This window comes from Streptomyces liangshanensis, assembly GCF_011694815.1.
GTDB lineage: Bacteria > Actinomycetota > Actinomycetes > Streptomycetales > Streptomycetaceae > Streptomyces > Streptomyces liangshanensis.
Genome location: NZ_CP050177.1, coordinates 3634602 through 3657186, shown reverse-complemented (window position 1 = coordinate 3657186; position 22585 = coordinate 3634602). Strand labels below are relative to the sequence as shown.

Annotated in this window: 20 protein-coding genes; 17 read left to right on the top strand and 3 right to left on the bottom strand. The window is 72.7% G+C overall.

The window, feature by feature from the left end; genetic code table 11:
- The first annotated feature begins 61 nt into the window (after positions 1-61).
- Entirely contained in the window at positions 62-1264 is a 1203-nt protein-coding gene (dnaJ, locus tag HA039_RS15745) for a molecular chaperone DnaJ (protein ID WP_167029735.1), read from the top strand.
- 6 nt (positions 1265-1270) lie between these two features.
- A complete protein-coding gene (locus HA039_RS15740; protein ID WP_167029733.1) occupies positions 1271-1738 on the top strand; it encodes a heat shock protein transcriptional repressor HspR in 468 nt (155 codons plus the stop codon).
- Positions 1739-1934: 196 nt separating this feature from the next.
- Here HA039_RS15740 and HA039_RS15735 read toward each other — a convergent pair whose 3' ends face one another.
- Positions 1935-2945 carry a helix-turn-helix transcriptional regulator gene (locus HA039_RS15735; protein WP_167029730.1) on the bottom strand — a complete coding sequence of 337 codons (1011 nt, stop codon included), beginning with the start codon at positions 2943-2945 and terminating at the stop codon, positions 1935-1937.
- A 166-nt stretch (positions 2946-3111) separates the two neighbouring features.
- Between HA039_RS15735 and HA039_RS15730 the strand changes: the two genes are divergently transcribed.
- Together HA039_RS15730 and HA039_RS15725 are read left to right on the top strand one after the other, a co-directional pair.
- Positions 3112-3327 carry a 5'-nucleotidase gene (locus HA039_RS15730; protein ID WP_243869467.1) on the top strand — a complete coding sequence of 72 codons (216 nt, stop codon included), beginning with the start codon at positions 3112-3114 and terminating at the stop codon, positions 3325-3327.
- On the top strand, positions 3324-3644 hold the full coding sequence (locus tag HA039_RS15725; protein WP_167029724.1) for a Rieske (2Fe-2S) protein: 321 nt from the start codon (positions 3324-3326) through the stop codon (positions 3642-3644). The genes HA039_RS15730 and HA039_RS15725 overlap by 4 nt, the downstream gene beginning before the upstream one ends.
- 146 nt (positions 3645-3790) lie before the next feature.
- Here the strand turns inward: HA039_RS15725 and HA039_RS15720 are convergent, their stop codons facing one another.
- Positions 3791-4198, bottom strand: a complete 408-nt coding sequence (locus tag HA039_RS15720) for a pyridoxamine 5'-phosphate oxidase family protein (RefSeq protein WP_167029721.1) — start codon at positions 4196-4198, stop codon at positions 3791-3793.
- Between the two features lie 99 nt (positions 4199-4297).
- Here HA039_RS15720 and clpB point away from each other — a divergent pair, with 99 nt between their 5' ends.
- Together clpB and HA039_RS15710 are read left to right on the top strand one after the other, a co-directional pair.
- Positions 4298-6937 (top strand): ATP-dependent chaperone ClpB, encoded by a 2640-nt coding sequence (clpB, locus tag HA039_RS15715; RefSeq protein ID WP_167029718.1) that lies wholly within the window; start codon positions 4298-4300, stop codon positions 6935-6937.
- A 198-nt stretch (positions 6938-7135) separates the two neighbouring features.
- A complete protein-coding gene (locus HA039_RS15710) occupies positions 7136-7663 on the top strand; it encodes a type III secretion system chaperone family protein (RefSeq protein WP_167029715.1) in 528 nt (175 codons plus the stop codon).
- A gap of 31 nt (positions 7664-7694) precedes the next feature.
- On the opposite strand, the gene HA039_RS15705 is transcribed toward HA039_RS15710, so the two are convergent.
- A complete protein-coding gene (locus HA039_RS15705) occupies positions 7695-8933 on the bottom strand; it encodes a hypothetical protein (protein WP_167029713.1) in 1239 nt (412 codons plus the stop codon).
- 314 nt (positions 8934-9247) lie between these two features.
- On the opposite strand from HA039_RS15705, the gene HA039_RS15700 reads away from it, so the two are divergent.
- The 11 genes from HA039_RS15700 to HA039_RS15650 all read left to right on the top strand — a co-directional run bounded on the left by HA039_RS15700 (position 9248) and on the right by HA039_RS15650 (position 22260).
- A complete protein-coding gene (locus tag HA039_RS15700; protein WP_243870116.1) occupies positions 9248-10384 on the top strand; it encodes an aminotransferase class I/II-fold pyridoxal phosphate-dependent enzyme in 1137 nt (378 codons plus the stop codon).
- Positions 10385-10543: 159 nt separating this feature from the next.
- Positions 10544-10870: a hypothetical protein gene (locus HA039_RS15695; protein ID WP_167029707.1), complete on the top strand. Its 327-nt coding sequence runs from the start codon at positions 10544-10546 to the stop codon at positions 10868-10870.
- Between the two features lie 474 nt (positions 10871-11344).
- Positions 11345-11863 carry a DUF2617 family protein gene (locus tag HA039_RS15690; RefSeq protein WP_167029704.1) on the top strand — a complete coding sequence of 173 codons (519 nt, stop codon included), beginning with the start codon at positions 11345-11347 and terminating at the stop codon, positions 11861-11863.
- Positions 11864-11936: 73 nt separating this feature from the next.
- Complete coding sequence (locus HA039_RS15685; RefSeq protein ID WP_167029702.1) at positions 11937-13625, top strand: polyamine aminopropyltransferase; 1689 nt, start codon at positions 11937-11939, stop codon at positions 13623-13625.
- 132 nt (positions 13626-13757) lie between these two features.
- Entirely contained in the window at positions 13758-14699 is a 942-nt protein-coding gene (locus HA039_RS15680) for an SRPBCC domain-containing protein (protein WP_167029699.1), read from the top strand.
- A gap of 112 nt (positions 14700-14811) precedes the next feature.
- Positions 14812-15639, top strand: coding sequence for an aldose epimerase family protein (locus HA039_RS15675; RefSeq protein WP_167029696.1), 828 nt, complete (start codon positions 14812-14814; stop codon positions 15637-15639).
- A 44-nt stretch (positions 15640-15683) separates the two neighbouring features.
- Entirely contained in the window at positions 15684-16223 is a 540-nt protein-coding gene (gene pyrE / locus HA039_RS15670) for an orotate phosphoribosyltransferase (protein WP_167029693.1), read from the top strand.
- 283 nt (positions 16224-16506) lie between these two features.
- Positions 16507-17538, top strand: a complete 1032-nt coding sequence (gene fbaA / locus HA039_RS15665; protein ID WP_167029690.1) for a class II fructose-bisphosphate aldolase — start codon at positions 16507-16509, stop codon at positions 17536-17538.
- A gap of 75 nt (positions 17539-17613) precedes the next feature.
- Positions 17614-18804, top strand: coding sequence for a MalY/PatB family protein (locus HA039_RS15660; protein ID WP_279592838.1), 1191 nt, complete (start codon positions 17614-17616; stop codon positions 18802-18804).
- 75 nt (positions 18805-18879) lie between these two features.
- Positions 18880-20364: an MFS transporter gene (locus HA039_RS15655; RefSeq protein ID WP_167029684.1), complete on the top strand. Its 1485-nt coding sequence runs from the start codon at positions 18880-18882 to the stop codon at positions 20362-20364.
- A 504-nt stretch (positions 20365-20868) separates the two neighbouring features.
- Complete coding sequence (locus HA039_RS15650) at positions 20869-22260, top strand: Mucin-2 (protein WP_167029682.1); 1392 nt, start codon at positions 20869-20871, stop codon at positions 22258-22260.
- Positions 22261-22585: the final 325 nt, after the last annotated feature.

The following is a 22585-nucleotide window of genomic DNA, read 5'->3' as shown; positions in this document are numbered from 1 at the left end:
CGGTGGGTACGGCAGGCACGGACGGCGTAACGGCGGCCGGTGGAGAGGAGGGACGTCGGGAATGAGCACGAAGGACTTCGTGGAGAAGGACTACTACAAGGTTCTCGGCGTCCCCAAGGACGCCACCGAGGCCGAGATCAAGAAGGCGTACCGGAAGCTCGCCCGCGAGTTCCACCCGGACGCCAACAAGGGTGACGCGAAGGCCGAGGAGCGCTTCAAGGAGATCTCCGAGGCCAACGACGTGCTCGGCGACACCAAGCGCCGCAAGGAGTACGACGAGGCCCGCGCGCTCTTCGGCAACGGCGGCTTCCGGCCCGGACCGGGCGCCGGCGGCGGTTCCTTCAACTTCGACCTGGGCGACCTCTTCGGGGGCGCCCCGGGCGGCGGTGGTACGGGAACGGCGCAGGGCGGCGGCTTCGGCGGCGGCGGCGGTGGTGGCATCGGGGACATGTTCGGCGGCCTCTTCAACCGGGGAGGCCCCGGCAGCACCCGGGTCCAGCCGCGCCGCGGCCAGGACATCGAGTCCGAGGTGACGCTCAGCTTCACCGAGGCGGTCGACGGGGCCACGGTCCCGCTGCGGATGTCCAGCCAGGCACCCTGCAAGGCCTGTTCGGGTACGGGCGACAAGAACGGCACCCCGCGGGTCTGCCCGACCTGCGTCGGCACCGGGCAGGTCTCCCGCGGCAGCGGTGGCGGCTTCTCGCTCACCGACCCGTGCGTGGACTGCAAGGGCCGCGGCCTGATCGCCCAGGACCCCTGCGAGGTCTGCAAGGGAAGCGGGCGCGCCAGGTCGTCCAGGACGATGCAGGTGCGGATCCCGGCGGGCGTCAGCGACGGCCAGCGGATCCGGCTGCGCGGCAAGGGCGCTCCCGGTGAGCGCGGCGGCCCGGCGGGCGACCTGTACGTGGTCGTGCATGTCGGCGCCCACCCGGTCTTCGGCCGGAAGGGCGACAACCTCACCGTCACGGTGCCGGTCTCCTTCACGGAGGCCACGCTCGGCGGCGAGGTGAAGGTGCCGACGCTCGGCGGCCCCCCGGTCACGCTGAAACTGCCCGCGGGCACCCCCAACGGCCGTACGATGCGCGCCCGTGGCAAGGGCGCCGTACGCAAGGACGGCAGCCGCGGGGACCTGTTGGTCACCGTCGAGGTCGCCGTTCCCAAGGACCTCGGCGTGGAGGCACGTGACGCGCTGGAGGCCTACCGGAAGGCGACCGCGGACGACGACCCGCGGGCGGAGCTGTTCCAGGCCGCGAAAGGAGCATGACCCGAGATGGACAGGGACGGGCGGCGCAGACCGCCTTCCGCGTTCGGCAGGGCGTACGAACTGACCGAGGAGACGCCGGTGTACGTCATCTCGGTGGCGGCCCAGCTCTCGGGACTGCACCCGCAGACCCTCCGGCAGTACGACCGCCTGGGCCTGGTCTCCCCGGACCGTACGGCGGGGCGGGGCCGGCGCTACTCGGCCCGTGACATCGAGCTGCTCCGCCAGGTGCAGGCGCTGTCCCAGGACGAGGGCATCAACCTGGCGGGCATCAAGCGGATCATCGAGCTGGAGAACCAGGTCGCCGCACTCCAGGCCCGGGTCGCCGAGCTGTCGGCGGCCGTGGACGGCGCGGCGGCGGCGATGCGCCAGCGCGAGGCGCAGGTGCACGCCTCGTACCGCCGCGACCTGGTGCCGTACACCGATGTGCAGGCGACCGGCGCGCTGGTCGTGTGGCGCCCGGCGGACCGGCCCTGAGGCCCTGAAGGCGTCGGCGTCCGCCACGCCCTGAGAGCCACCAGCACGCCCCCGGAGCCCTGTTGGGCGCCGGGGGCGTCCGTGCTGGGCACGGAAGGGCCAGAAGGGCCGCCTTGGGCTCCCTGGGGCGGCTGAGGCCTCCGTGGGGCCCAGCCGGGCGGACTGGCGGTGACCGGTCAGGACTGGCGCGAGCAGGTCAGGACTGCTGGTTCAGGATCCCCGAGTTCGCGATGAGGTAGCCCAACTGCGCGCGGCTGCCGCTGCCCAGCGTGGTGGCGAGCTTGGCGATGTGCGCGCGGCACGTCCGTACGTTCATTCCCAGCCGTCGTGCGATGGCCTCGTCCACGTACCCCTCCACCAGCAGTTGCGCGATCGTCCGCTGGACACCCGTGATGCCGGCCGGGGTCGGCTCGTACTCCACCTGCTCCGTGAGGGGCGTGGCGCGCCGCCAGAGCTGCTCGAAGACCTGGGCCAGGTAGTCCACGAGCCCCGGGTGGCGCAGCTCCAGGGCGACCTGCCGGTCGGACCTGGCGGGGATGTACGCGACGGTCCGGTCGAAGATGATCAGGCGCTCGGTGAGCTCTTCCAGTGTCCGGATCTCCACCGTGCTCTTGCCCAGCATCTCCGCGTAGGCCAAGGTCCCCTGGCTGTGGCGGGCCGTGTGCTGGTACAAGGTTCGGATGCTGACCCCGCGGTTCACCACCGCCCTGCCGCGCTCCAGCCCCTGGGCGAGCAGATGCGCGCTCCTGCCGCCGCCCGGTTGCAGCGTCAGTACTTCCGTTTTGCACTCGGCGGTGGACAGGTCCAGCGCGGCGTTGATCCGGCTGTCGCCCTCCAGGACGGTGATCGCGTGGGTGATCGGCGGATCCTGGGCGCTGATCGTCATGAACGGCTCAAAAGAGTCGGTCAGCTCGACGGCGAAGTGCCGCCGCTCCTGGATCTCCCGCTCGATGGGGTGGAGCCGCTGGGCGAGCGCCGCGGACGGTGGAACGGGGCGAAGCCAGTCCGCGTCGTCCGGATCCGGGTGCAGAAGAGGGAACTCCATGAGGCACGGCGCCACCGCGACCTCGCTCCGGGCAATGCGCCCGGAGCGCAACGCACTGGCGTAAAGCCGCCTGCCTTCATCACACATATCGGTGATGGCATGGGGATGTGTCTGGTTTGTGTCTCTTGCGGGCAAATCTCCACCCCCCAGGGTCCTGAACATACAGGAACATGATGCCTCGATCCGGTGGCGTTGGCGTGCCCGGGTGGGACATCGTCTTCATGGCGGGGGAAGAGGAACCCATTAAGTGAGGACGAAGCCGACTATGTATAAGAGAATGCTTCGCGCGGTGGTCGCCACCGCTTTCTCTGCGGCTCTGGCCTGTGGTGTGCTGGCTGTCGGAGGGGACGCGGGCCAGGTCACCACGCCTGCCGGATCGCAGGCCGCTGGAGCGGGGGACATCGCGTGGGCCGCCAAGGCGGGTGACATCGCCTGGGGTGCCGCCGCGGGAGACATCGCGTGGAACTCCGGTGCGGGTGACATCGCCTGGGGCCCGGCCCCGAAGGACATCGCCTGGGGCGAGCCTGCCGGCACCGTCGCATGACTGTCCCGCCGGACGACCGGGTCTTCCGGCGGGAGATGGCCACGGCTTACCGGTCGGGCTGGCACTTCATCGACCTGGTCACCGCGATTCCACATCGTGGCGACTCGCTGACGGTGCCGCTGTTCGGAGAGCCGATCCTCGTGGTACGCGAGGAGGACGACGACGTCCGGGCCTACCGTTGCCTGAGGAAGCCCAGGGGCGCCCCACAGCCCGTCCGATGTGCCATCCGGTACGACATGATTTTCGTGAACCTCGACCAGCGTGACCACCAGCTGGTCGAACCCAAGACCATCCTCGCCACCCCCCGCAGTGCCTGAGCGATTCCCCCGTCGTTGTAAATCGCTCCGGCACTTCCCCCACACAGCGGCGCCATCGTGGACCTGAAACACGATGGCGCCGCTGTGCCCCCCGCCCGCGTGCGGGCACGTCCGGTCGGGGCACCCCCCTGGCCCCGACCGGACGATCACGCGCGACCGAGCGCCCGTTCCAGGGCGATCTCGATGACAACCCGGTCCGGGTTGGGCGCGGGAGTGCGTTCGTAGCGCTCCGCGTAACGGCGTACCGCGTCCGCCACGACCTCCGGTTCCGTACGGATGGTCGCGACGCCTTCCAGAGTCGCCCAGCGCCCCTTGTGCACCTGACAGACCGCGACCCGCGCACCGCCGCTCGCGTGCGACGCCAGGATGTTGGCGACCTTCCTGCTCCTCTTGTTGGTGATGACCCGTGCGAGGCCTGCCTCCGGGTCGTACGTCACCCCCACCGCGACCACGTGCGGCGAGCCGTCGGCCCGCAGGGTGGTCAGGGTGCACAGGTGGTACTCGCGCCAGAACGCGAGAAACTCAGGACTGGGGTGGTGTACGTCATGGGCCATGCGGAAAGCGTAGGCGTGCGACCCTGAGTGGAATAGACTCAACTTTGCAGAGGTTGCCCCAGTCAGAGTTGAGATCCGCGCGAGGAGGAGAAAGCGCCCGTGGACGCCGAGTTGACCAACAAGAGCCGGGACGCCATCAACGCCGCCACCAGCAGGGCCGTGGCGGCCGGGCACGCCGACCTGACCCCCGCCCACCTGCTGCTCGCCCTGCTCTCAGGCCAGGACAACGAGAACGTCACCGACCTGCTGGCCGCCGTCGAGGCGGACCAGGGCGCGGTACGGTCCGGTACGGAGCGGCTGCTCGCCGCCCAGCCCAGCGTCACCGGCTCCACCGTGGCGCCCCCGCAGCCCAACCGCGAGCTGCTGGCCGTCATCGCGGACGCCGACCGGCGCGCGAAGGAGCTGGGGGACGAGTACCTCTCCACGGAGCACCTGCTGATCGGGATCGCCGCCAAGGGCGGGCGGACCGGGGAGGTGCTGGACCGGCAGGGGGCCGGGGCGAAAAAGCTGCTGGACGCGTTCGAGAAGGCAAGGGGAGGGCGCCGGGTGACCACACCCGACCCGGAGGGCCAGTACAAGGCCCTGGAGAAGTTCGGCACCGATTTCACCGCCGCCGCCCGCGAGGGCAGGCTCGACCCGGTCATCGGCCGGGACCAGGAGATCCGGCGGGTGGTGCAGGTGCTGTCACGCCGTACGAAGAACAATCCGGTGCTGATCGGCGAGCCCGGCGTCGGCAAGACGGCCGTGGTCGAGGGGCTCGCGCAGCGGATTGTCAAGGGCGACGTGCCGGAATCGCTCAAGAACAAGCGGCTGGTTTCGCTGGACCTCGGGGCGATGGTGGCCGGCGCGAAGTACCGCGGCGAGTTCGAGGAGCGCCTCAAGACCGTCCTCGCCGAGATCAAGGGCAGCGACGGACAGATCATCACGTTCATCGACGAACTGCACACCGTCGTCGGCGCGGGCGCCGGCGGCGACTCCTCCATGGACGCGGGCAACATGTTGAAGCCGATGCTCGCGCGCGGGGAGCTGCGCATGGTCGGCGCGACGACGCTGGACGAGTACCGCGAGCGGATCGAGAAGGACGCTGCGCTGGAGCGGCGCTTCCAGCAGGTGCTGGTGGCCGAGCCGAACGTCGAGGACACCATCGCGATCCTGCGCGGGCTCAAGGGCCGGTACGAGGCGCACCACAAGGTGCAGATCGCGGACGCGGCGCTGGTCGCCGCCGCCACCCTCTCCGACCGGTACATCACCTCCCGGTTCCTGCCCGACAAGGCCATCGACCTGGTGGACGAGGCCGCGTCCCGCCTCCGGATGGAGATCGACTCCTCGCCCCTGGAGATCGACGAGCTCCAGCGGTCCGTCGACCGCCTCCGCATGGAGGAGCTGGCGCTCAAGAACGAGTCCGACCCCGCCTCCAAGCAGCGGCTGGAGAAGCTGCGCCGCGACCTCGCGGACCGCGAGGAGGAGCTGCGCGGGCTGAACGCGCGCTGGGAGAAGGAGAAGCAGGGCCTCAACCGGGTCGGTGAGCTGAAGGAGCGCCTCGACGACCTGCGCGGACAGGCCGAGCGCGCGCAGCGCGACGGCGACTTCGACACCGCGTCCAAGCTGCTGTACGGCGAGATCCCCGGCCTGGAGCGCGAGCTGGAGGAGGCCGCGGAGGCCGAACAGGAAGCCTCCAAGGACACGATGGTCAAGGAGGAGGTCGGCCCCGACGACATCGCGGACGTGGTCGGCTCCTGGACCGGCATCCCGGCGGGGCGGCTGCTGGAGGGCGAGACGCAGAAGCTGCTGCGGATGGAACAGGAGCTGGGCAAGCGCCTGGTCGGCCAGCACGAGGCCGTGCAGGCCGTGTCCGACGCGGTACGCCGTACCCGCGCCGGGATCGCCGACCCGGACCGGCCCACCGGCTCGTTCCTCTTCCTCGGCCCCACCGGCGTCGGCAAGACCGAGCTGGCGAAGGCCCTCGCGGACTTCCTCTTCGACGACGAGCGGGCGATGGTCCGCATCGACATGAGCGAGTACGGCGAGAAGCACTCGGTGGCCCGGCTGGTCGGCGCGCCTCCCGGCTACGTCGGGTACGAGGAGGGCGGCCAGCTCACGGAGGCCGTGCGCCGGCGCCCGTACTCGGTGATCCTCCTGGACGAGGTCGAGAAGGCCCACCCCGAGGTCTTCGACATCCTGCTCCAGGTCCTGGACGACGGCCGCCTCACGGACGGCCAGGGCCGGACGGTCGACTTCCGCAACACCATCCTGGTCCTGACCTCGAACCTGGGCAGCCAGTACCTGGTCGAGCCGCTGACGGGCGAGGAGGAGAAGAAGCAGCAGGTGCTGACCGTCGTGCGGTCCGCCTTCAAGCCGGAGTTCCTGAACCGCCTGGACGACCTGGTGGTCTTCTCCGCCCTCTCGAAGGACGAACTGGCGCACATCGCCGGCCTCCAGATCGACCGCCTGGCCGCCCGCCTCGCGGAACGCCGCCTGACCCTGGACGTCACGCCCGAGGCCCTGGCCTGGCTGGCGGAGGAGGGCAACGACCCGGCGTACGGCGCCCGCCCCCTGCGCCGCCTGATCCAGACGGCGATCGGCGACCAGCTCGCCAAGGAGATCCTGGCCGGCGAGATCACGGACGGCGACACGGTCCGCGTGGCCCGCTTCGCCGACGGCCTGATCGTGGGCCCGGGAGAGCCGCCGACGGCGACGGAGGCCGCGGAGGCCGCGGCGCCGCCGGAGAAGACGCTGTAGCGCGTACCGGCGGGTCGGCGGGGGCGGGACAGGCCGGGTTCCGGTCCGTCCCCTCGCCGCCGTCCCGCCCGGTCCGGACAGGCCATAGGCTGGACGGACAGGTTGTTTCCGTCCGGGCCGGAGGGCCACCCGCCGACGATCGCGACTAGGGTCGTCCGCAGACAACGGCACGCACGCCATCCTCAGGAGTTTCCAGCGATGTCTATCGACCCGTCCTCGATTCCGAATTTCGGGGGACCGCCCCAGCCGCAGGGTGCAGGACCGGCGGGCCCCGTCGTCCCCGACCAGGATCTGGTCAAGCAGCTCCTCGAACAGATGGAGCTGAAGTACGTCGTCGACGACGAGGGTGACCTCGCGGCGCCGTGGGAGGAATTCCGCACGTACTTCATGTTCCGCGGCGAGGACGACCAGCAGGTCTTCTCGGTGCGGACGTTCTACGACCGGCCGCACCCGATCACGGACAAGGACAAGATCCTCGACGCGATCGACGACTGGAACCGCCGGACGCTGTGGCCCAAGGTGTACAGCCACATCCACGAGGAGGGTGACGGTCCGCCCACCATCCGCCTCATCGGTGAGGCCCAGATGCTGATCAGCATGGGCGTCAACCTGGAGCACTTCGTGTCGTCCACGGTCAGCTGGGTGCGCGCGTCGATCGAGTTCGACAAGTGGCTCCTGGAGCAGTTCGGCCTCGAGCCGGGCGACGAGGACCCCGAGAACGCCTGAGGACACGTGAGTCCGGACTCCGCACGGCGCTTCACAGCGCCATGGAGGCCAGCGTCAGCAGGTACGTTCCGTAGCAGAACGACAGCCCGGCCAGGGCCGTGATCACCACGATCGCCGCCCTGGGCCGGGCTTTTCGCAGGGCCACCGCGAGCGGCAGCAGCAGCGGGAACGCCGGCAGCAGGAAGCGCGGCTTCGACTCGAAGAAGCCCGAGCCGCCGACCGTGATCAGCAGGAGGATCGTCGAGTAGACGAGGACGGGCAGGGGCGGTCCGGCCAGGGCGAGCAGGGCGAAGAGGACCACCGCCACCCCCACGACCAGCAGCGCCACCGGGAAGCCCAGGTCCGCCCTGCGGGTCACCAGGTCCTGGACGACCCCGAGGGAGCCCGCGCCCAGGTCGAACCGCGACGACCAGCCGCGCTGCACCGCGAAGTACCCGCCCAGCGGGTCGCCGACGCGCACCCCGACCCACAGCACGTAGGCGGCCCACCCGAGCGGCGCGACCGCCGCCCCCGCCCACAGCCGCCAGGGGCCCCGGCCGCGCAGCCGTACCAGCTCGTACGCCGCCGTCAGCGACACCGCCGCCGCCACCGCGATCCCGCTCGGCCGCGACAGCCCCGCGAGGACGGCGAGGCCGCCCGCCCACAGCCAGCGCCGCGTGAGCACCGCGTACAGCGAGAAGGCGGCGAAGGCGGTCAGGAGCGGTTCCGTGTACGCCATCGACAGGACGATCGAGTGCGGCAGCAGCCCCCAGAGCAGGACCAGCAGGGTGGCCGTGGTCCGGCCGTGCAGCCGCTCGCCCACCAGGTAGATCCCCCACGCCGCGGCGCCCGCCGCCGACCAGGACAGCAGCAGCCCCGCCGTGCCGCCGGTCACCGGCAGGACGCCCGTCACGGCCCTGATCAGGCCCGGGTAGAGCGGGAAGAACGCCAGGTCGCTCTGGACGATCCCGCCCGGGAAGCGCAGGGTGCGGCCGTAGCCGTGCGCGGCGATGTGCGCGTACCAGCGCGAGTCCCAGGAGTACGCGAGCAGCGCCCGCGGCGAGCGGCCGATGTGCCACGCCCACAGGGCCATGAACGCCATGCCCGCGAGCCGGGCCGCGGCGAAGAGGCCGAGTGCGGGGAGGGCCCGGTGGAGCGCCGCGCGGGTGCGTGAGGTGGCGTCGGCGCGGGCGGCGCTCCACCGGGCCCGCGCGGGCTTGAGCGTGTCGAGCGTGTCGGCGGAGAGGTCGGCGGACAGGGGGCACCTCCGGGCGCGCGCGAGGTAGGACACCCCGACCCTGTGCGGCGGCCGTGCGCGGGGCGACCGCAGGGGCGCCGACCGGGTGGGAAGCCGTCGCGTACGGGCGGGAGGCGGGGAGAGTGGGCGTGTCGCCGTGACAGGGAGGGGGGCTGTTGCTACGCGGGGGCGTGGTCGTCCCGCGCCGGGGCTTTCCGGTGGGTCGTCCCGGGCGGCGCCTATCGTGAGGGCGGTCAGCGGACCGGCGGATGGGCAGAGGCGTGAACATGGATCTGGGTGTGGGTGGTGTGGGCGTGGGCGCCGACGTGGAGGCGCGCTCCTGGGCGCCCGCCGCGCGTGTACGCGGCATGGGGACGTCGATCTTCACCGAGATGACCGAGCTGGCCCGTACCACCGGGGCGATCAACCTCGGCCAGGGCGTCCCGGAGCTGCCCAGCCCGCCCGCGCTCCTGCGCGACGTCGCGGACGCCGTGCTCGCCGGCCACAACCAGTACCCGCCCGCCGTCGGCTTCCCCGCGCTGCGCGAGGCCGTCGCCGCGCACCAGCTGCGGCGGTACGGCGTGGCGTACGACCCGGTCGGCGAGGTGCTCGTGACGACCGGGGCGACCGAGGCGCTCGCCGCGGCGGTGCTGGCCTTCTGTGACCCGGGGGACGAGGTCGTCGCCTTCGACCCCTGCTACGACGCGTACGCCGCGGACGCCCGGCTCGCGGGCGCCACCCTCGTCCCGGTCCCGCTCGCCCTCGACGGCGACCACTTCGCGCTGGACGCCGACGCGCTGCGCGCCGCGCTCTCCCCCCGGACGCGCGTCCTGATCCTGAACACCCCGCACAACCCCACCGGCAAGGTCTTCACCCCGGCGGAACTGGCCGAGGTCGCGGACGTGTGCCGTACGTACGACCTGACGGTGATCACGGACGAGGTGTACGAGCACCTTGTGTACGAGGACGGCGTCCGCCACCTCGCCGTCGCCGCGCTGCCCGGGATGCGGGAGCGGACGGTGGTCGTCTCGTCGGCCGGCAAGACCTTCAACACGACGGGCTGGAAGATCGGTTGGGTCTGCGGGCCGGCCCCGCTGGTGGCCGCGGTGGGCGCGGCCAAGCAGTTCCTGACGTACGCCTCGGGCACGCCGTACCAGGTGGCGCTGGCCCGCGCGCTCGGCTCGGTGGAGGAGTGGGCCGCCGGACTGCGCGGCACCCTGCGCGCGCACCGGGACCTGCTGGGCACCGGCCTGGCGGCGGCCGGGCTGCGGCCCTTCCGCGCGGACGCGGGCTACTTCGTCCAGGCCGACGTGCGCCCGGCGGGGTACGGCAACGGCGTGGACTTCTGCCGCGAACTGCCGGGGCGCGTGGGCGTGGTGGCCATCCCGACCTCGGCGTTCTACGTGGGGTCGGACGCGCCGACGTGGCTGGTGCGGTTCTCGTTCTGCAAGGAGGCGAGTGTGTTGGAGGAGGCGGTGCGGCGGCTGGCGGCGCTCGCCCGCTGAGGCGAAACCGCCTCCGAACCTCTGGAGTTGCTCAATTCGGCTTTGGCCGTGCGGGCGGGCGGGGACATCCCTGTCACGCAGGAAGCCGGGCAGGAGCGAAGCCGGCCACGCAAAGGCGCGAGGGTCTCGCTTCGGGGGAAGTGAAAGGCGGTGGGGGCCATGGGAATTCTGGTGATCGTGTTCGTTGCTCTCCTTGTTCTCGCGGTGATCGCGACGGCGATGCAGGCGGTGGTCCGGAGTGTCGCGCGCGAACAGCGGCGTCTGAGGACCATGACCGGCTCGACGTCGCTGGGGAAGAAGGGTGCCAAGAGGAACCGCTCCGAAGGCAGTTGGTGGGCCGGGGGCGCCGCGGCCGGTGACGGCGGTGGCGCGTCCTGCGGGGGCGGCGGCGGGCATTCCTCCTCCTCCTGCGGTGGCGGATCGTCGTGCGGCGGTGGGTCGTCGTGCGGTGGTGGTGGCGGGGGATGCGGCGGCGGAGGCGGCTGACACGGGGCAGCCGGTCCGCGCGGGTTGTCGGTGCCCGGTGGGGAGCAGGTGCCCACCGGGCACCGGTGTGCCCGGGGCACGCGCGTCCCGGCACGTCAACGGTGGCCGGGGGCATGTGCGTCCGGCACGGTGTCGGCGGCCGGGGGCGATGTGGGGAGTGTGCGTGCCGTTCGCGGGTACCCGATGCCCACCGGGCAGTCGGCGCGGGGCCGAAGTACCCATGTTGACCGCTTCGTTGACTTCATCTTCGTTTTCTGGTGAACAGTTGAACCGTGCAGCCCCCATGGGGATGGAAACCCCGTCAAGTTGGGTAAAAACGCTGTGAGTGCCGCGTAGTTCGTGATTCCCTCGCTGTGGAGAGCCCCAGCCCCCGGCCCTCGTTCGAGCCGGGCGGGCGACCTTCCCCACCAGTCCATTCGCTCTTCCCCGGGACGCCCCCGGTCCACCCGTCAAGCGTGTTTGCGGAGCCGACCCATGCTCACGACCCTCAATACCGCCTACACCGACACCCGTGCCGCCGATCTGGCCTGGGCGTTGGGCCGGGAGCCGCTTCCCGCCCTGGCCGTCCTCGACCTCGAACTGTCCGGTACGACATTGCAGCTGAGGCTTCTCGGCGCCTCCCACCAAGTGCTCGTGGAGGAGGAGCGGGGCACCTGCTCCGAGACCGTGGCCTGCATCCCCGGCAGCAGCACACCGCTGCCGCTCGGCGTCTCGGAGCGCCTCGGGGAGTGGGAGTACGAGTTCGCCGCGCGCGTGGAGACGCTCTCGCCCGGCAAGTTCGCGGCCCGCGCGCAGGAGTTGCTCGCGCTGGTCACCGACCATCCGAACGGGCTGGCCGGGACGTTCCCCGGCTCCCCGCACGCCTTCACCGCGATGGTCGCGCACCGCGAGAAGGGACAGCTGGGCTGGCGCACCTGGCACGCCTACCCGCAGGAGGGCCGGCTGGTCGTGACACGGACCCGGATCGGGGTCCGTATGCCCGCCACGCTGTAGTTACACGCGTGCGCCGGTTTTTGCACCCGTGTGGGTGACAAACCGGCATCTTGCTGTGACGTAGCGTTACGGCATGATCGAGCAGTCCGTCTCCTCGCCACCGCAGGGTGGACCGCCTCACGGTGGGCCTCCCCCAGGTGGACCGCCCGAGGGCGGGGCGCGGCTGCCCGTTCGGCCGGACGCCGGCCGCTTCCTGATCCTCGCGGTGGTCTTCGTGTGCGCCGCGTGTGGACTGGTGTACGAGCTGGAGCTGGTCGCGCTCGCGTCGTACCTGATCGGTGACTCCGTCACGCAGGCGTCCGTCGTGCTGTCGGTGATGGTCTTCGCGATGGGCATCGGTTCGCTGCTCGCCAAGCGGCTGCGGCCCTGGGCGGCGGTCGGATTCGGGCTGGTGGAGGCGGCGTTGGCGCTGCTGGGGGGCTGCTCGGCGCTGGTGCTGTACGCGAGTTTCGCGTGGGTGGGGGAGTCGCGGTTCGCGCTGGTCGGCTTCTCGCTCGCCATCGGGGTGCTGATCGGCGCGGAGATCCCGCTGCTCATGACGCTGATCCAGCGGGTGTCCCGGCAGGACGCGGGCGGGACGGTCGCGGACCTGTTCGCCGCCGACTACGTGGGCGCGCTGGTCGGCGGGCTCGCCTTCCCGTTCCTGCTGCTGCCGTGGCTGGGGCAGTTGACCGGGGCGCTGCTGACGGGCGCGGTCAACGCGCTGGCGGGCGGGGCGCTCGTCCTGTGGGTGTTCCGCCGGGACCTGACGCCGCGTTCCCGGCTGTTGCTGGTGTTCGTCAACGTGCTGGTGCTGGCCGTGCTGGCGGCCGCCGCGGTGCTGGTGGACGACTTCGAGCGGGCGGCGCGGCGGGCGGTGTACGGGGACGGGGTGCGGGTCGCGGTGCACACGGAGGTCCAGGAGGTGGTGCTCACGGGCGGGCGCGGCGAACCGCTCGACCTGTACCTGGACGGGCGGCTGCGGGTCAGCGAGCGGGACGAGTACCGCTACCACGAGGCGCTCGTGCACCCCGCGATGCGCGGGCCGCACGGGCGGGTGCTGGTCCTGGGGGGTGGGGACGGGCTGGCCGCGCGGGAGGTGCTCCGGTACGGGGACGTCCGCTCCGTCACGGTCGTGGAGCTGGACCCCGGGGTGGTCCGGCTGGCCCGCACGGACCCGGCGCTGTCGGCGCTGAACGGGCACGCGTACGACGACCCCCGGGTGCGGGCGGTGACGGCGGACGCGTTCGCGTGGCTGCGGGGGGTGCGGGGGCCGGATCGGTCGGACGGGGTGCGGGGGGACGAGGACGCGGACGACGGCACGTACGACGTGATCGTCTCGGACCTGCCGAACCCGGGCATCACGGCGAGCACGAAGCTGTACTCGGAGGAGTTCTACGGCCTCGCGCGCGGGGCGCTCGCCCCCGGCGGGCGGCTGGCGGTGCACGCGGGCTCGCCGACGGCGCAGCCGCGTACGTACTGGACGGTCGACGCGACGCTCCGGGCGGCCGGGTTCGGCACGACCCCGTACCGCGCGGAGGGCCGCCTCACCCGCTTCACGGCGGGCCCCGACCGCGTCCGGGGCGGTCCCCCGGCGACGGGCGACTGGGGCCTGGTCCTGGCCGCGCCCGGCCGGCCGCCCGCCCTCGGCCTGGCGGCGGACGCGCCCCGCCTGCGCTCCCTGACGCTGCCGGAGCTGGCGTCGGACGCCCGGGAGGCCGCCGACTCCCGCCGGGCGGACCTGCCGCCGTCGACGCTGGTGCATCCGCGGTACGGGGGGTGACGGGCGCCTGTCCGGGCGGGGACTCCGGGCTGGGCCTCCGGGCGAGGCCTCCGGGCGGGGGCACGTACCCGTACGGGTTCGTTCGTCGCTTGGGGGCGCCTGAACGGGGTGGGCTGAGTAGGCTCGGTTCTCATGGAGCATGAGGTGTTCGTTCCGGTGACGGCAGAGACCCTCCGGCAGACGCTGCGGGACCCCGTCCGGGTCGCCCGCTGCGTGCCGGGACTCCAGCAGGACGCGGACGCCGCCGCGGGCGCGCTCGCCGGGCGGCTGAAGTTCCGGGCCGGCGGCCACACCATCACGTACCGGGGCGCGCTGACCCTGGCCGAGGGCGCGGACGGGGTCTTCACCGTCGGGGCCGAGGGCACGGAGGCCCGCGGTACGGGCTCCGCCAAGCTGACGCTCACGCTGCGGCTGACCGACACGGCGGAGGGCACGACGCTCGCCTTCACCGGCGGCGCCCGCGCCGAGGGCCGCCTCGCCGAGCTGCCCCCGGAGGCGGCCACGGCGGCCGCGCACCGGCTGCTGGACCGGTTCGCCACCCGATTGGCGGAAGAGGCCGTGGCGCCGGAGACGCCCGAAGGGCCGGGGGCGCCGGGGTCCGGTGGGAAGGCCGCGCGCCGCGACAGGCCCGCGCCCCCGCCGTCCGCCGACCGGGCGGCCGACGCGCTGGCGCCGGTGGAGGACGCGGCGGACGCGGAGGATGTCGAGAACGCGGATGACGTCGAGGACCCCGATGCCGACGCCGGCAGCGGGTTCGGTGCCTCCGTACCCCCGTCCGCGCTGGACGGCCCGCCCGACGGGCCCCTCGTGCCCCTCGACGGGGAGACCACCGCCGGCGAAGGGGACTTCCTGATCCCCGACGAACCCCCCGCCGAGGCCGCCCACGCCCGCCGCACCATGATCGGCCGCAGCGCCGAGGAGGTCGACCACGCGCCCCCGCGCGGCCGGTACGCCCCCGTCCCCGCCCCGGAGGCCGCCGGGCCGGGTGCCACGCTCCGGTGGATCGCGCCCGCCGCCGCCCTCGCCCTCGCGTCCGCGGTGGTCGTCGGGCGCGTCCTGCGGCGCCGCAAGTAGCGCCGGCCGCACGAGGGGGCGCCGGTTCCACGCGGGGGCGGCAGTCGCCTCGCGCGAGTAGCGCCGGCCGCTCGCGGGCGCGCCGGTCGGCTCGCGCCAGTACTGTCGGAGCGTGACTAGCAGCGAGAAGAGCATCCGACTGACAGCCGGCACCGCCGAGTTGACCATCGACCCGGAGAACGGCTGCCGGATCAGCGGTCTGCGGATCGACGGGACGGAACTGCTGCGCCAGGGCGAGCGGTTCGGCTGTTTCCCGATGGTGCCGTGGTGCGGCCGGATCGAGAACGGCCAGTTCCGCACCGGCGACGTCGTGCACCAGATGCCGTTGAACTCCGGCGCGCACGCGATCCACGGCACCGGCCGCGACACCAGCTGGCGGGTCGCCCGCACGAGCGGGATCGAGCCCGAGGGCAGGGCGGCGGCGACGGAGAGCCGGGCCGCGTTCACGTACGACCTGGGCGAGCCCTGGCCGTACAGCGGACGGGTCACCCAGACCTTCGAGCTGGCCGAGGGTTCCCTGATCCTCACGATGGGCGTGGAGACGTACGACTCGTCGTTCCCCGCGCAGGCCGGCTGGCACCCGTGGTTCCGGCGCAACCTCGGCAACGGCGACGTCCACCTCGACTTCAGCCCGGCCTGGCAGGAGGAGCGCGGCGAGAACTCGCTGCCCACCGGCCGCCGCATCGAGCCCGTACCGGGCCCCTGGGACGACTGCTTCGGCATGCCCGACGGCGTCGACGTCACCCTCACCTGGCCGGGGCAGCTGCGGCTGCGGGTCACCAGCCGCGAGGAGTGGGTCGTGGTGTACGACGAGCAGGACGAGGCGGTCTGCGTCGAACCGCAGTCGGGCCCGCCGAACGGGCTGAACACCCTGCCCCGCCTGGTCACCCCGCTGGAGCCGCTCGAAGTGTCGGCGAAGTGGAGCTGGCAGCGGCTCTGAGCGCACCGGCGGCCCGCCCGACCGGGCGGTCTAAGCTCGTGACCATGACTGACGTACGCGCTGAACTGCTCCAGCAGATCAAGGACATCGCCGTGGTGCACGGCAAAGTGACCCTCTCCTCGGGTCTGGAGGCCGACTGGTACATCGACCTGCGCCGGATCACGCTGGACGGTCACGCCGCGCCGCTGGTCGGCCAGGTCATGCTGGAGACCACCGCCGAGCTGGACTTCGACTGCGTGGGCGGGCTGACCCTCGGCGCCGACCCGGTGGCGACGTCGATGCTGCACGCCTCCGCCGCGCGCGGGAAGCGGCTGGACGCGTTCGTCGTGCGCAAGGCGCAGAAGGCGCACGGCATGCAGCGCCGGATCGAGGGCACGGACGTCAAGGGCCGCCGCTGCCTGGTGGTCGAGGACACGTCCACCACCGGCGGGTCGCCGCTGACCGCCGTCGAAGCGGTACGGGAGGCCGGCGGCGAGGTCGTCGCGGTCGCCGTCATCGTGGACCGGGGCGCGGCGGCGACCGTGACGGAGGCGGGGCTCCCGTACCTCCACGCGTACACGACGGCGGATCTCGACCTGGCCTGAGGCCGCGGGACCTCGACCTGGCCTGAGGCCGGGGGGATCTCGACCTGGCCTGAGGCCGGGGCGGGAGGCGTTCGAGGCTCCGGTCTGGGGTTCCTGAGGTGTCTGTTACCTGGTGTGACCTGGGCGTTTGTGTGCACGGGGGCCGTTTCACGTGAAACGGCCCCCGGTCAGCGCCGAGCCCGAGCGAGAGTCTGGAAAGATGGGGCCGACGATGACGTCGCCCCACGACATGCCCCCGGTCAGGGACTAGTCCTCACACCCGCACATCACAAGGAGCGGCCCGATGCCCATCGCAACCCCCGAGGTCTACAACGAGATGCTCGACCGGGCGAAGGCAGGCAAGTTCGCCTACCCGGCCATCAACGTCACCTCGTCCCAGACCCTGCACGCTGCGCTGCGCGGCTTCGCGGAGGCCGAGAGCGACGGCATCATCCAGATGTCCACCGGTGGCGCGGAGTTCCTGGGCGGCCAGTACAACAAGGACATGGTGACGGGCGCCGTCGCGCTCGCCGAGTTCGCCCACATCGTCGCCGCGAAGTACGACATCACGGTGGCGCTGCACACGGACCACTGTCCCAAGGACAAGCTCGACACGTACGTCCGCCCGCTGCTCGACGTCTCCGCCGAGCGCGTGAAGGCCGGGCGTAACCCGCTCTTCCAGTCGCACATGTGGGACGGTTCCGCCGAGACGCTCGCCCACAACCTGGAGATCGGCGCGGAGCTGCTGGCCAAGGCCGCCGCCGCCAAGATCATCCTTGAGGTCGAGATCACCCCGACCGGTGGCGAGGAGGACGGCGTCAGCCACGAGATCAACGACTCGCTCTACACCACGGTCGACGACGCGCTCCGTACCGCCGAGGCGCTCGGCCTGGGCGAGAAGGGCCGCTACCTGCTGGCCGCGTCCTTCGGCAACGTGCACGGCGTCTACAAGCCGGGCAACGTCGTGCTCCGCCCCGAGCTGCTCAAGGACCTCCAGGAGGGGGTCGGCTCGAAGTACGGCAAGCCCGCGGGCAGCCAGCCCTTCGACTTCGTCTTCCACGGCGGCTCGGGCTCCTCGGCCGAGGAGATCGCCACCGCGCTGGAGAACGGCGTCGTGAAGATGAACCTCGACACCGACACCCAGTACGCGTTCACGCGGCCCGTCGTGGACCACGTGTTCCGCAACTACGACGGTGTGCTGAAGGTCGACGGCGAGGTCGGCTCGAAGAAGACGTACGACCCCCGCACCTGGGGCAAGCTCGCCGAGGGCGGCATGGCCGCGCGCGTGACCGAGGCGTGCGCCGCGCTGCGCTCCACGGGCACGAAGATCAAGTAGTACGCACCGTTTCCGTACACCGGGCCCGGCATCCCTTTCACGATGCCGGGCCCGTGTCATGCCCGGAGGAATCTCGTGGACATCGATACCGACTTCGATACCGACTTCGACTTCGACACCGTCATCGACCGCACCGGCACCTGGTCCGTGCAGTGGGACGGCGTCGCCGACCGCTTCGGCGCGGCGGCGGCCCACGGGATGCTGCCCTTCACCATCTCCGACATGGACTTCGCGTCGCCGCCCGTCGTGCTCGACGCGCTGCACCGCCGTATCGCGCACGGCGTGCTCGGGTACACGGACTGGCGCAACGAGGACTTCCTGTCGGCGGTACGGCTCTGGTTCGCGACCCGGTACGACACCGCGATCGACACGGACCGGCTGGTGTACGCGCCGTCCGTGCTCAACCAGCTCTCGCAGCTCCTGCGGATGTGGACCGGGCCGGGGGACGGGGTGGTGGTCCACACCCCGACGTACGACGGCTTCCTCAAGGCGATAGCGGGGCTCGGGCGCGAGCTGCGCGGGGCGCCGGTCGGCGACACGGCCGCGCTGGAGCGGCAGCTCGCCCGCCCCGGCAGCAAGGTGCTGCTGCTCTGCTCGCCGCACAATCCGACGGGGCGGGTGTGGACGGAGGGCGAGCTGACGGAGTTCGCGCGGCTGGCGGAGGTGTACGGGGTCGCGGTGATCAGCGACGAGATCCACGCGGACTTCCTGCATGTGGGCGGGGTGCGCCACCTGCCCTGGACCCGGTTCGGGACCGGGCGCTGGGCGTTGATCACGTCCGGGTCCAAGGCCTTCAACTTCCCGGCGCTGAGCGGTTCGTACGGACTCGTCGGCGACCCCGGCGACCATGCCGCCTTCGTCCGCCGCATGGCGACCGGCGAGGGGCTCGAATCGCCAGCCGTGCTGGCGCTGATCGCCCACATCGCCGCGTACCGCGAGGGAGGCCCCTGGCTCGACGCCCTCAACACGTACGTCGGACAGAACCTCCTCCTGGTCGCCGAGCGGCTGAACTCCGCCTTTCCCCAGCTCGACTGGCGCCCGCCGGAGGCCGGCTACCTCGCCTGGATCGACCTGCGGCCCCTCGGGATCGACGACGACGCCCTCCAGCGGGAGCTGGTCGAGGTCGAGAAGGTCGCGATCATGCGGGGGTCGACGTACGGGGCCGGTGGCGACGGATTCGTACGGCTCAACGTGGGGTGTCCGCGCGCCAAGGCCGAACGGGGCGTCGACGCGCTGATCCGCGCGCTCGGCAGGCTCGCCTCCTGACCTCCGGGCGTGGATGATCCGGGTTGTGCGCTCGGCAGGCTCGCCTCCTGACCTCCGGACGTGGATGATCCGGGTATGGAGATCAGACTGTCCTCGGCCAAGGGCCGTTGGATCATTCTCACGACGGTGCTCGGTTCCAGCATGGCCCTGCTGGACGGGACCGTCGTCAACGTGGCGCTGCCGCACATCGGGGACGATCTCAACGCCGACCTGGCGGCCCTCCAGTGGACCATCAACGCGTACACGCTCACCCTCGCCGCCCTGATCCTGCTCGGCGGGTCGCTCGGCGACCGGTACGGGCGGCGGAAGGTCTTCGTCGTCGGGGTGGTGTGGTTCGGGCTCGGCTCGCTGCTGTGCGGGGTCGCGCCCAACGCCGGACTGCTGATCCTCGCGCGCGCGTTGCAGGGCATCGGCGGGGCGCTGCTCGTACCGGGCTCCCTGGCGATCATCCAGGGGAGCTTCCACCCGGACGACCGGGCGCGGGCCGTGGGGGTGTGGTCGGGGCTCGGCGGGGTGGGCGCGGCGGTCGGGCCGTTCCTCGGCGGCTACCTGGTGGACGGGCCCGGCTGGCGCTGGGTGTTCCTGATCAACCTGCCGCTGGCGGCGATCTGCGTGCCGGTGGCGCTGCGGCACGCGCCCGAGTCCAAGGACCCGGCGCACCACAGCCGGTTCGACGTGCTGGGCGCGGTGCTGGGCGCGGGGGCGCTGGCGCTGGTGACGTACGCGCTGATCGCCAAGGAGGTGTGGTCGGGGATCGCGGGCGTCGTGGTCGCGGCGGGCTTCGTCCTGTACGAGCACCGCACGCCGGACCCGATGCTGCCGCTGTCGATCTTCAAGTCCCGGCTGTTCACGGCGGTGAACCTGGTGACGCTGTGCGTGTACGCGGCGTTCGGCGGGTTCTTCTTCCTGGCCGCGCTCCAGCTCCAGGTGGTGGTGGGGTACTCGGCGCTCCAGGCGGGCGCCGCGCTGCTGCCGACGACGGCGCTGATGCTGCTGTTCTCGGCGCGGTCCGGCGAACTGGCGGCGAAGATCGGCCCGCGCATCCCGCTGACGGTGGGGCCGCTGCTGTGCGCGGGCGGGCTGCTGCTGATGCTGCGGGTGGGACAGGGCGCGTCGTACCTCGCGGACGTCCTGCCGGCGCTGGTGGTGATGGGCGCGGGGATGGTGACGCTCGTCGCGCCGCTGACGGCGACGGTGCTGGCGTCGGTGGACGTGGGGCGCGCGGGGCTGGCGAGCGGGATCAACAACGCGGCGGCCCGTGCGGCGAGCCTGCTCGCGGTGGCCGCGCTGCCGCTGATCGCGGGGACGAGCCCGGAGGCGTTCCGGTCGGCGACCGAGTTCGACCACACGTTCCGCATGTCGATGCCGGTGTGCGCGGGGATCCTGGTGGTGGGGTCGCTGGTGGCCTTCCTGACCGTACGCACACCACCGGCGCCGACGGGGGCGCCCGCCGCACACGAACAGCCCGAGTGCAAGGTCCACTGCGGCCTGTCGTCGCCACCGCTGGAGCCGGTACGGGGGGCGGACCTGCGTCACCGGGAGGGGGAGGCGGGGGCGTGACGGTCCTGCGGCTGGTGGGGTGTGGTTCGTGGGGCTTGGCGGTCCTGCGGCTGGTGGGGTGGTGGGGTGCGGCTCCTCGGGCTGGGCGGCCCTGGGGCGGTGGGGTGCGGTTCGTGGGGCTTGGCGGTCCGGCGGCTGGTGGGGTGGTGGGTTGCGGTTCGTGGGGCTTGGCGGTCCGGCGGCTGGTGGGGTGGTGGGTTGCGGTTCGTGGGGCTTGGCGGTCCGGCGGCTGGTGGGGTGGTGGGTTGCGGCCCGTGGCGCTTAACGGCCCGGTGGCCGGTGGGGAGGTGGGTTGCGGCCCGTTGGGCTTGGCGGGCTTGCGGCTGGTGGGGCGGTGGGTTGCGGCCCGTGGCGCTTGACGGGCCGGCGGCCGGTGAGGGTGTGACGGGTTGTGGCTGGTGGGGAACGGGTTGTCGCCTGTGTGCGGGGGCGGCAATGGCCCGCTCGTGCGGGGATCATGGTGGTGGGCGGGGTGACCTGCCGGGGCTGAGGTGAGGAGGAGCCATGGTCGCGTTCCACGCGTCCGCGCTGGATGGGGTCGCTCGGAACGAGGCGCTGCCGACCGCGCTGCTGCTGCGTCTGCTGGCGTTCGACGGCGGCGGGTACGGTCCGCCCCGGCAGGCCGTCGAGCGGGCCGGACTCCCCGAGCAGGCCGTCGCCGCGATCCTGGCGCACCCCAACCCCCGTACCCGCGTCGGCTTCGCGATGAGCGCCAGGGCGGAACCCGCGCAGCGTGCCCGTCTCGTGGACGACCCCTCGCCCAAGGTGCGGGCCGCGCTCGCCTACGGACCCGAGTGGCCCGCCCCGCGTACGACGGTCGCGCCGCTGCCGGACGACGTGTGCGCCCGCCTGCTCGACGACCCCGACCCCGCCGTACGAGAAGCGCTGTTGGACTCGCCCTACCTGACCCCGTCGTTCGTGGCCTCGCTCGCCGCGCACCGCGATCCGGCGGCGCGCCTGCGGGCGGCGCGCGCGTGGCGGACGCTGCCGGCGGACGCGCGGGCCGCGCTGCTCGCCGACCCCGACGCCCCGGTACGGCGGGCCGCCGCGCTGGCGGAGTGCCACCGGGACGCGCGCCTCACCGCCACGCTCCTCCGCGACCCGGAGTCCGCCGCCGAGGCGCTGCGACGCGGGCTCCTCCACCGCGCGGACGCCGAGCGGTACCTCGCCGAGCGGACACACCTGACCGCCCTCGCCGGGAACCCGTCGCTGCCCGCCGACCTGGTGGAGCGCCTGGCCGCCGACCCCGACGAGGCCGTACGGCTGGCGGTCTCCGTCAGGCCCGAACTGGGCGAGACGCGGCGCATGTCGATCGACTTCACGGTGCGCGCGCACGCCGGGGGAGACGTGGAGTGGGTACGGGACGGCCTCGCCGACCCCGGGGTGCTGCGCCGGGCCGCGACCTCCGCCCACCCGCTGCTCCGGCGCACCGCCGCCCTCAGCCCCCACCTGCCGCCCGACCTCCTGCGCCTGCTCGCGCGTACCGAGGACCCGTCGGTCGAGAACCTCTTGGGCATCCACCACCCCGACGTCCCGGAGGAGGTCCTCATGCGGGTGTACGCGCGGCTCGGCAGCTCGTTCTCCGCGTGGATGGCGGAGACGCACCCCCGCTTCCCCAGTGAGGGCCTCGCCCGCCGTTACGCGGACCACCCGGACGGCACCTACCGCCGCCTGGCCGTCCGGGACCCGGCCGCCACCCCCGCGCTGATCGAACGGCTGAGCCACGACCCCGAGGTCTGGACCCGCCAGGCGGCGGCCGCCGACCCCCGCCTCCCGCTCCCCAGACTCCGCGAGGCACTGCACGTCCCCGAACTGGCCTCCAGCGCAGGCACCAACCCGGCACTCCCCGAGGAGGACATGACAGCGGTCCTGTCCCGAGCAGCCGTCCCGGCTTGACCGCCGGGCGGGGTTGCCCTTGCCGGGCTGTTCGCTGGGCGGCGGTGCCCGGTCCTGGCGCGCCCACCGAGCGAGCTCGCCCGGTCCCACTCTGGGGGCTGCCTAGCGCCAGGCGGGGTTGCCCGGCCCTGTGCCAACCGCCAGGTGGCGTTCCCGGTCCCGGGCTGTTCGCCGGGCTTCGCGCGGTCGCCGGGCGGGGCCGCCTCGTTCCGCGGGCGCCGCTTCCGGCGGATGCCCGGCGCGACCGCCCTGTTCCCCACGCGCCCGCTTTCCACGGGCCCGACGGAGCCGCCCCTCCCGCACGCCGCTACCACGGCTGCCCGGG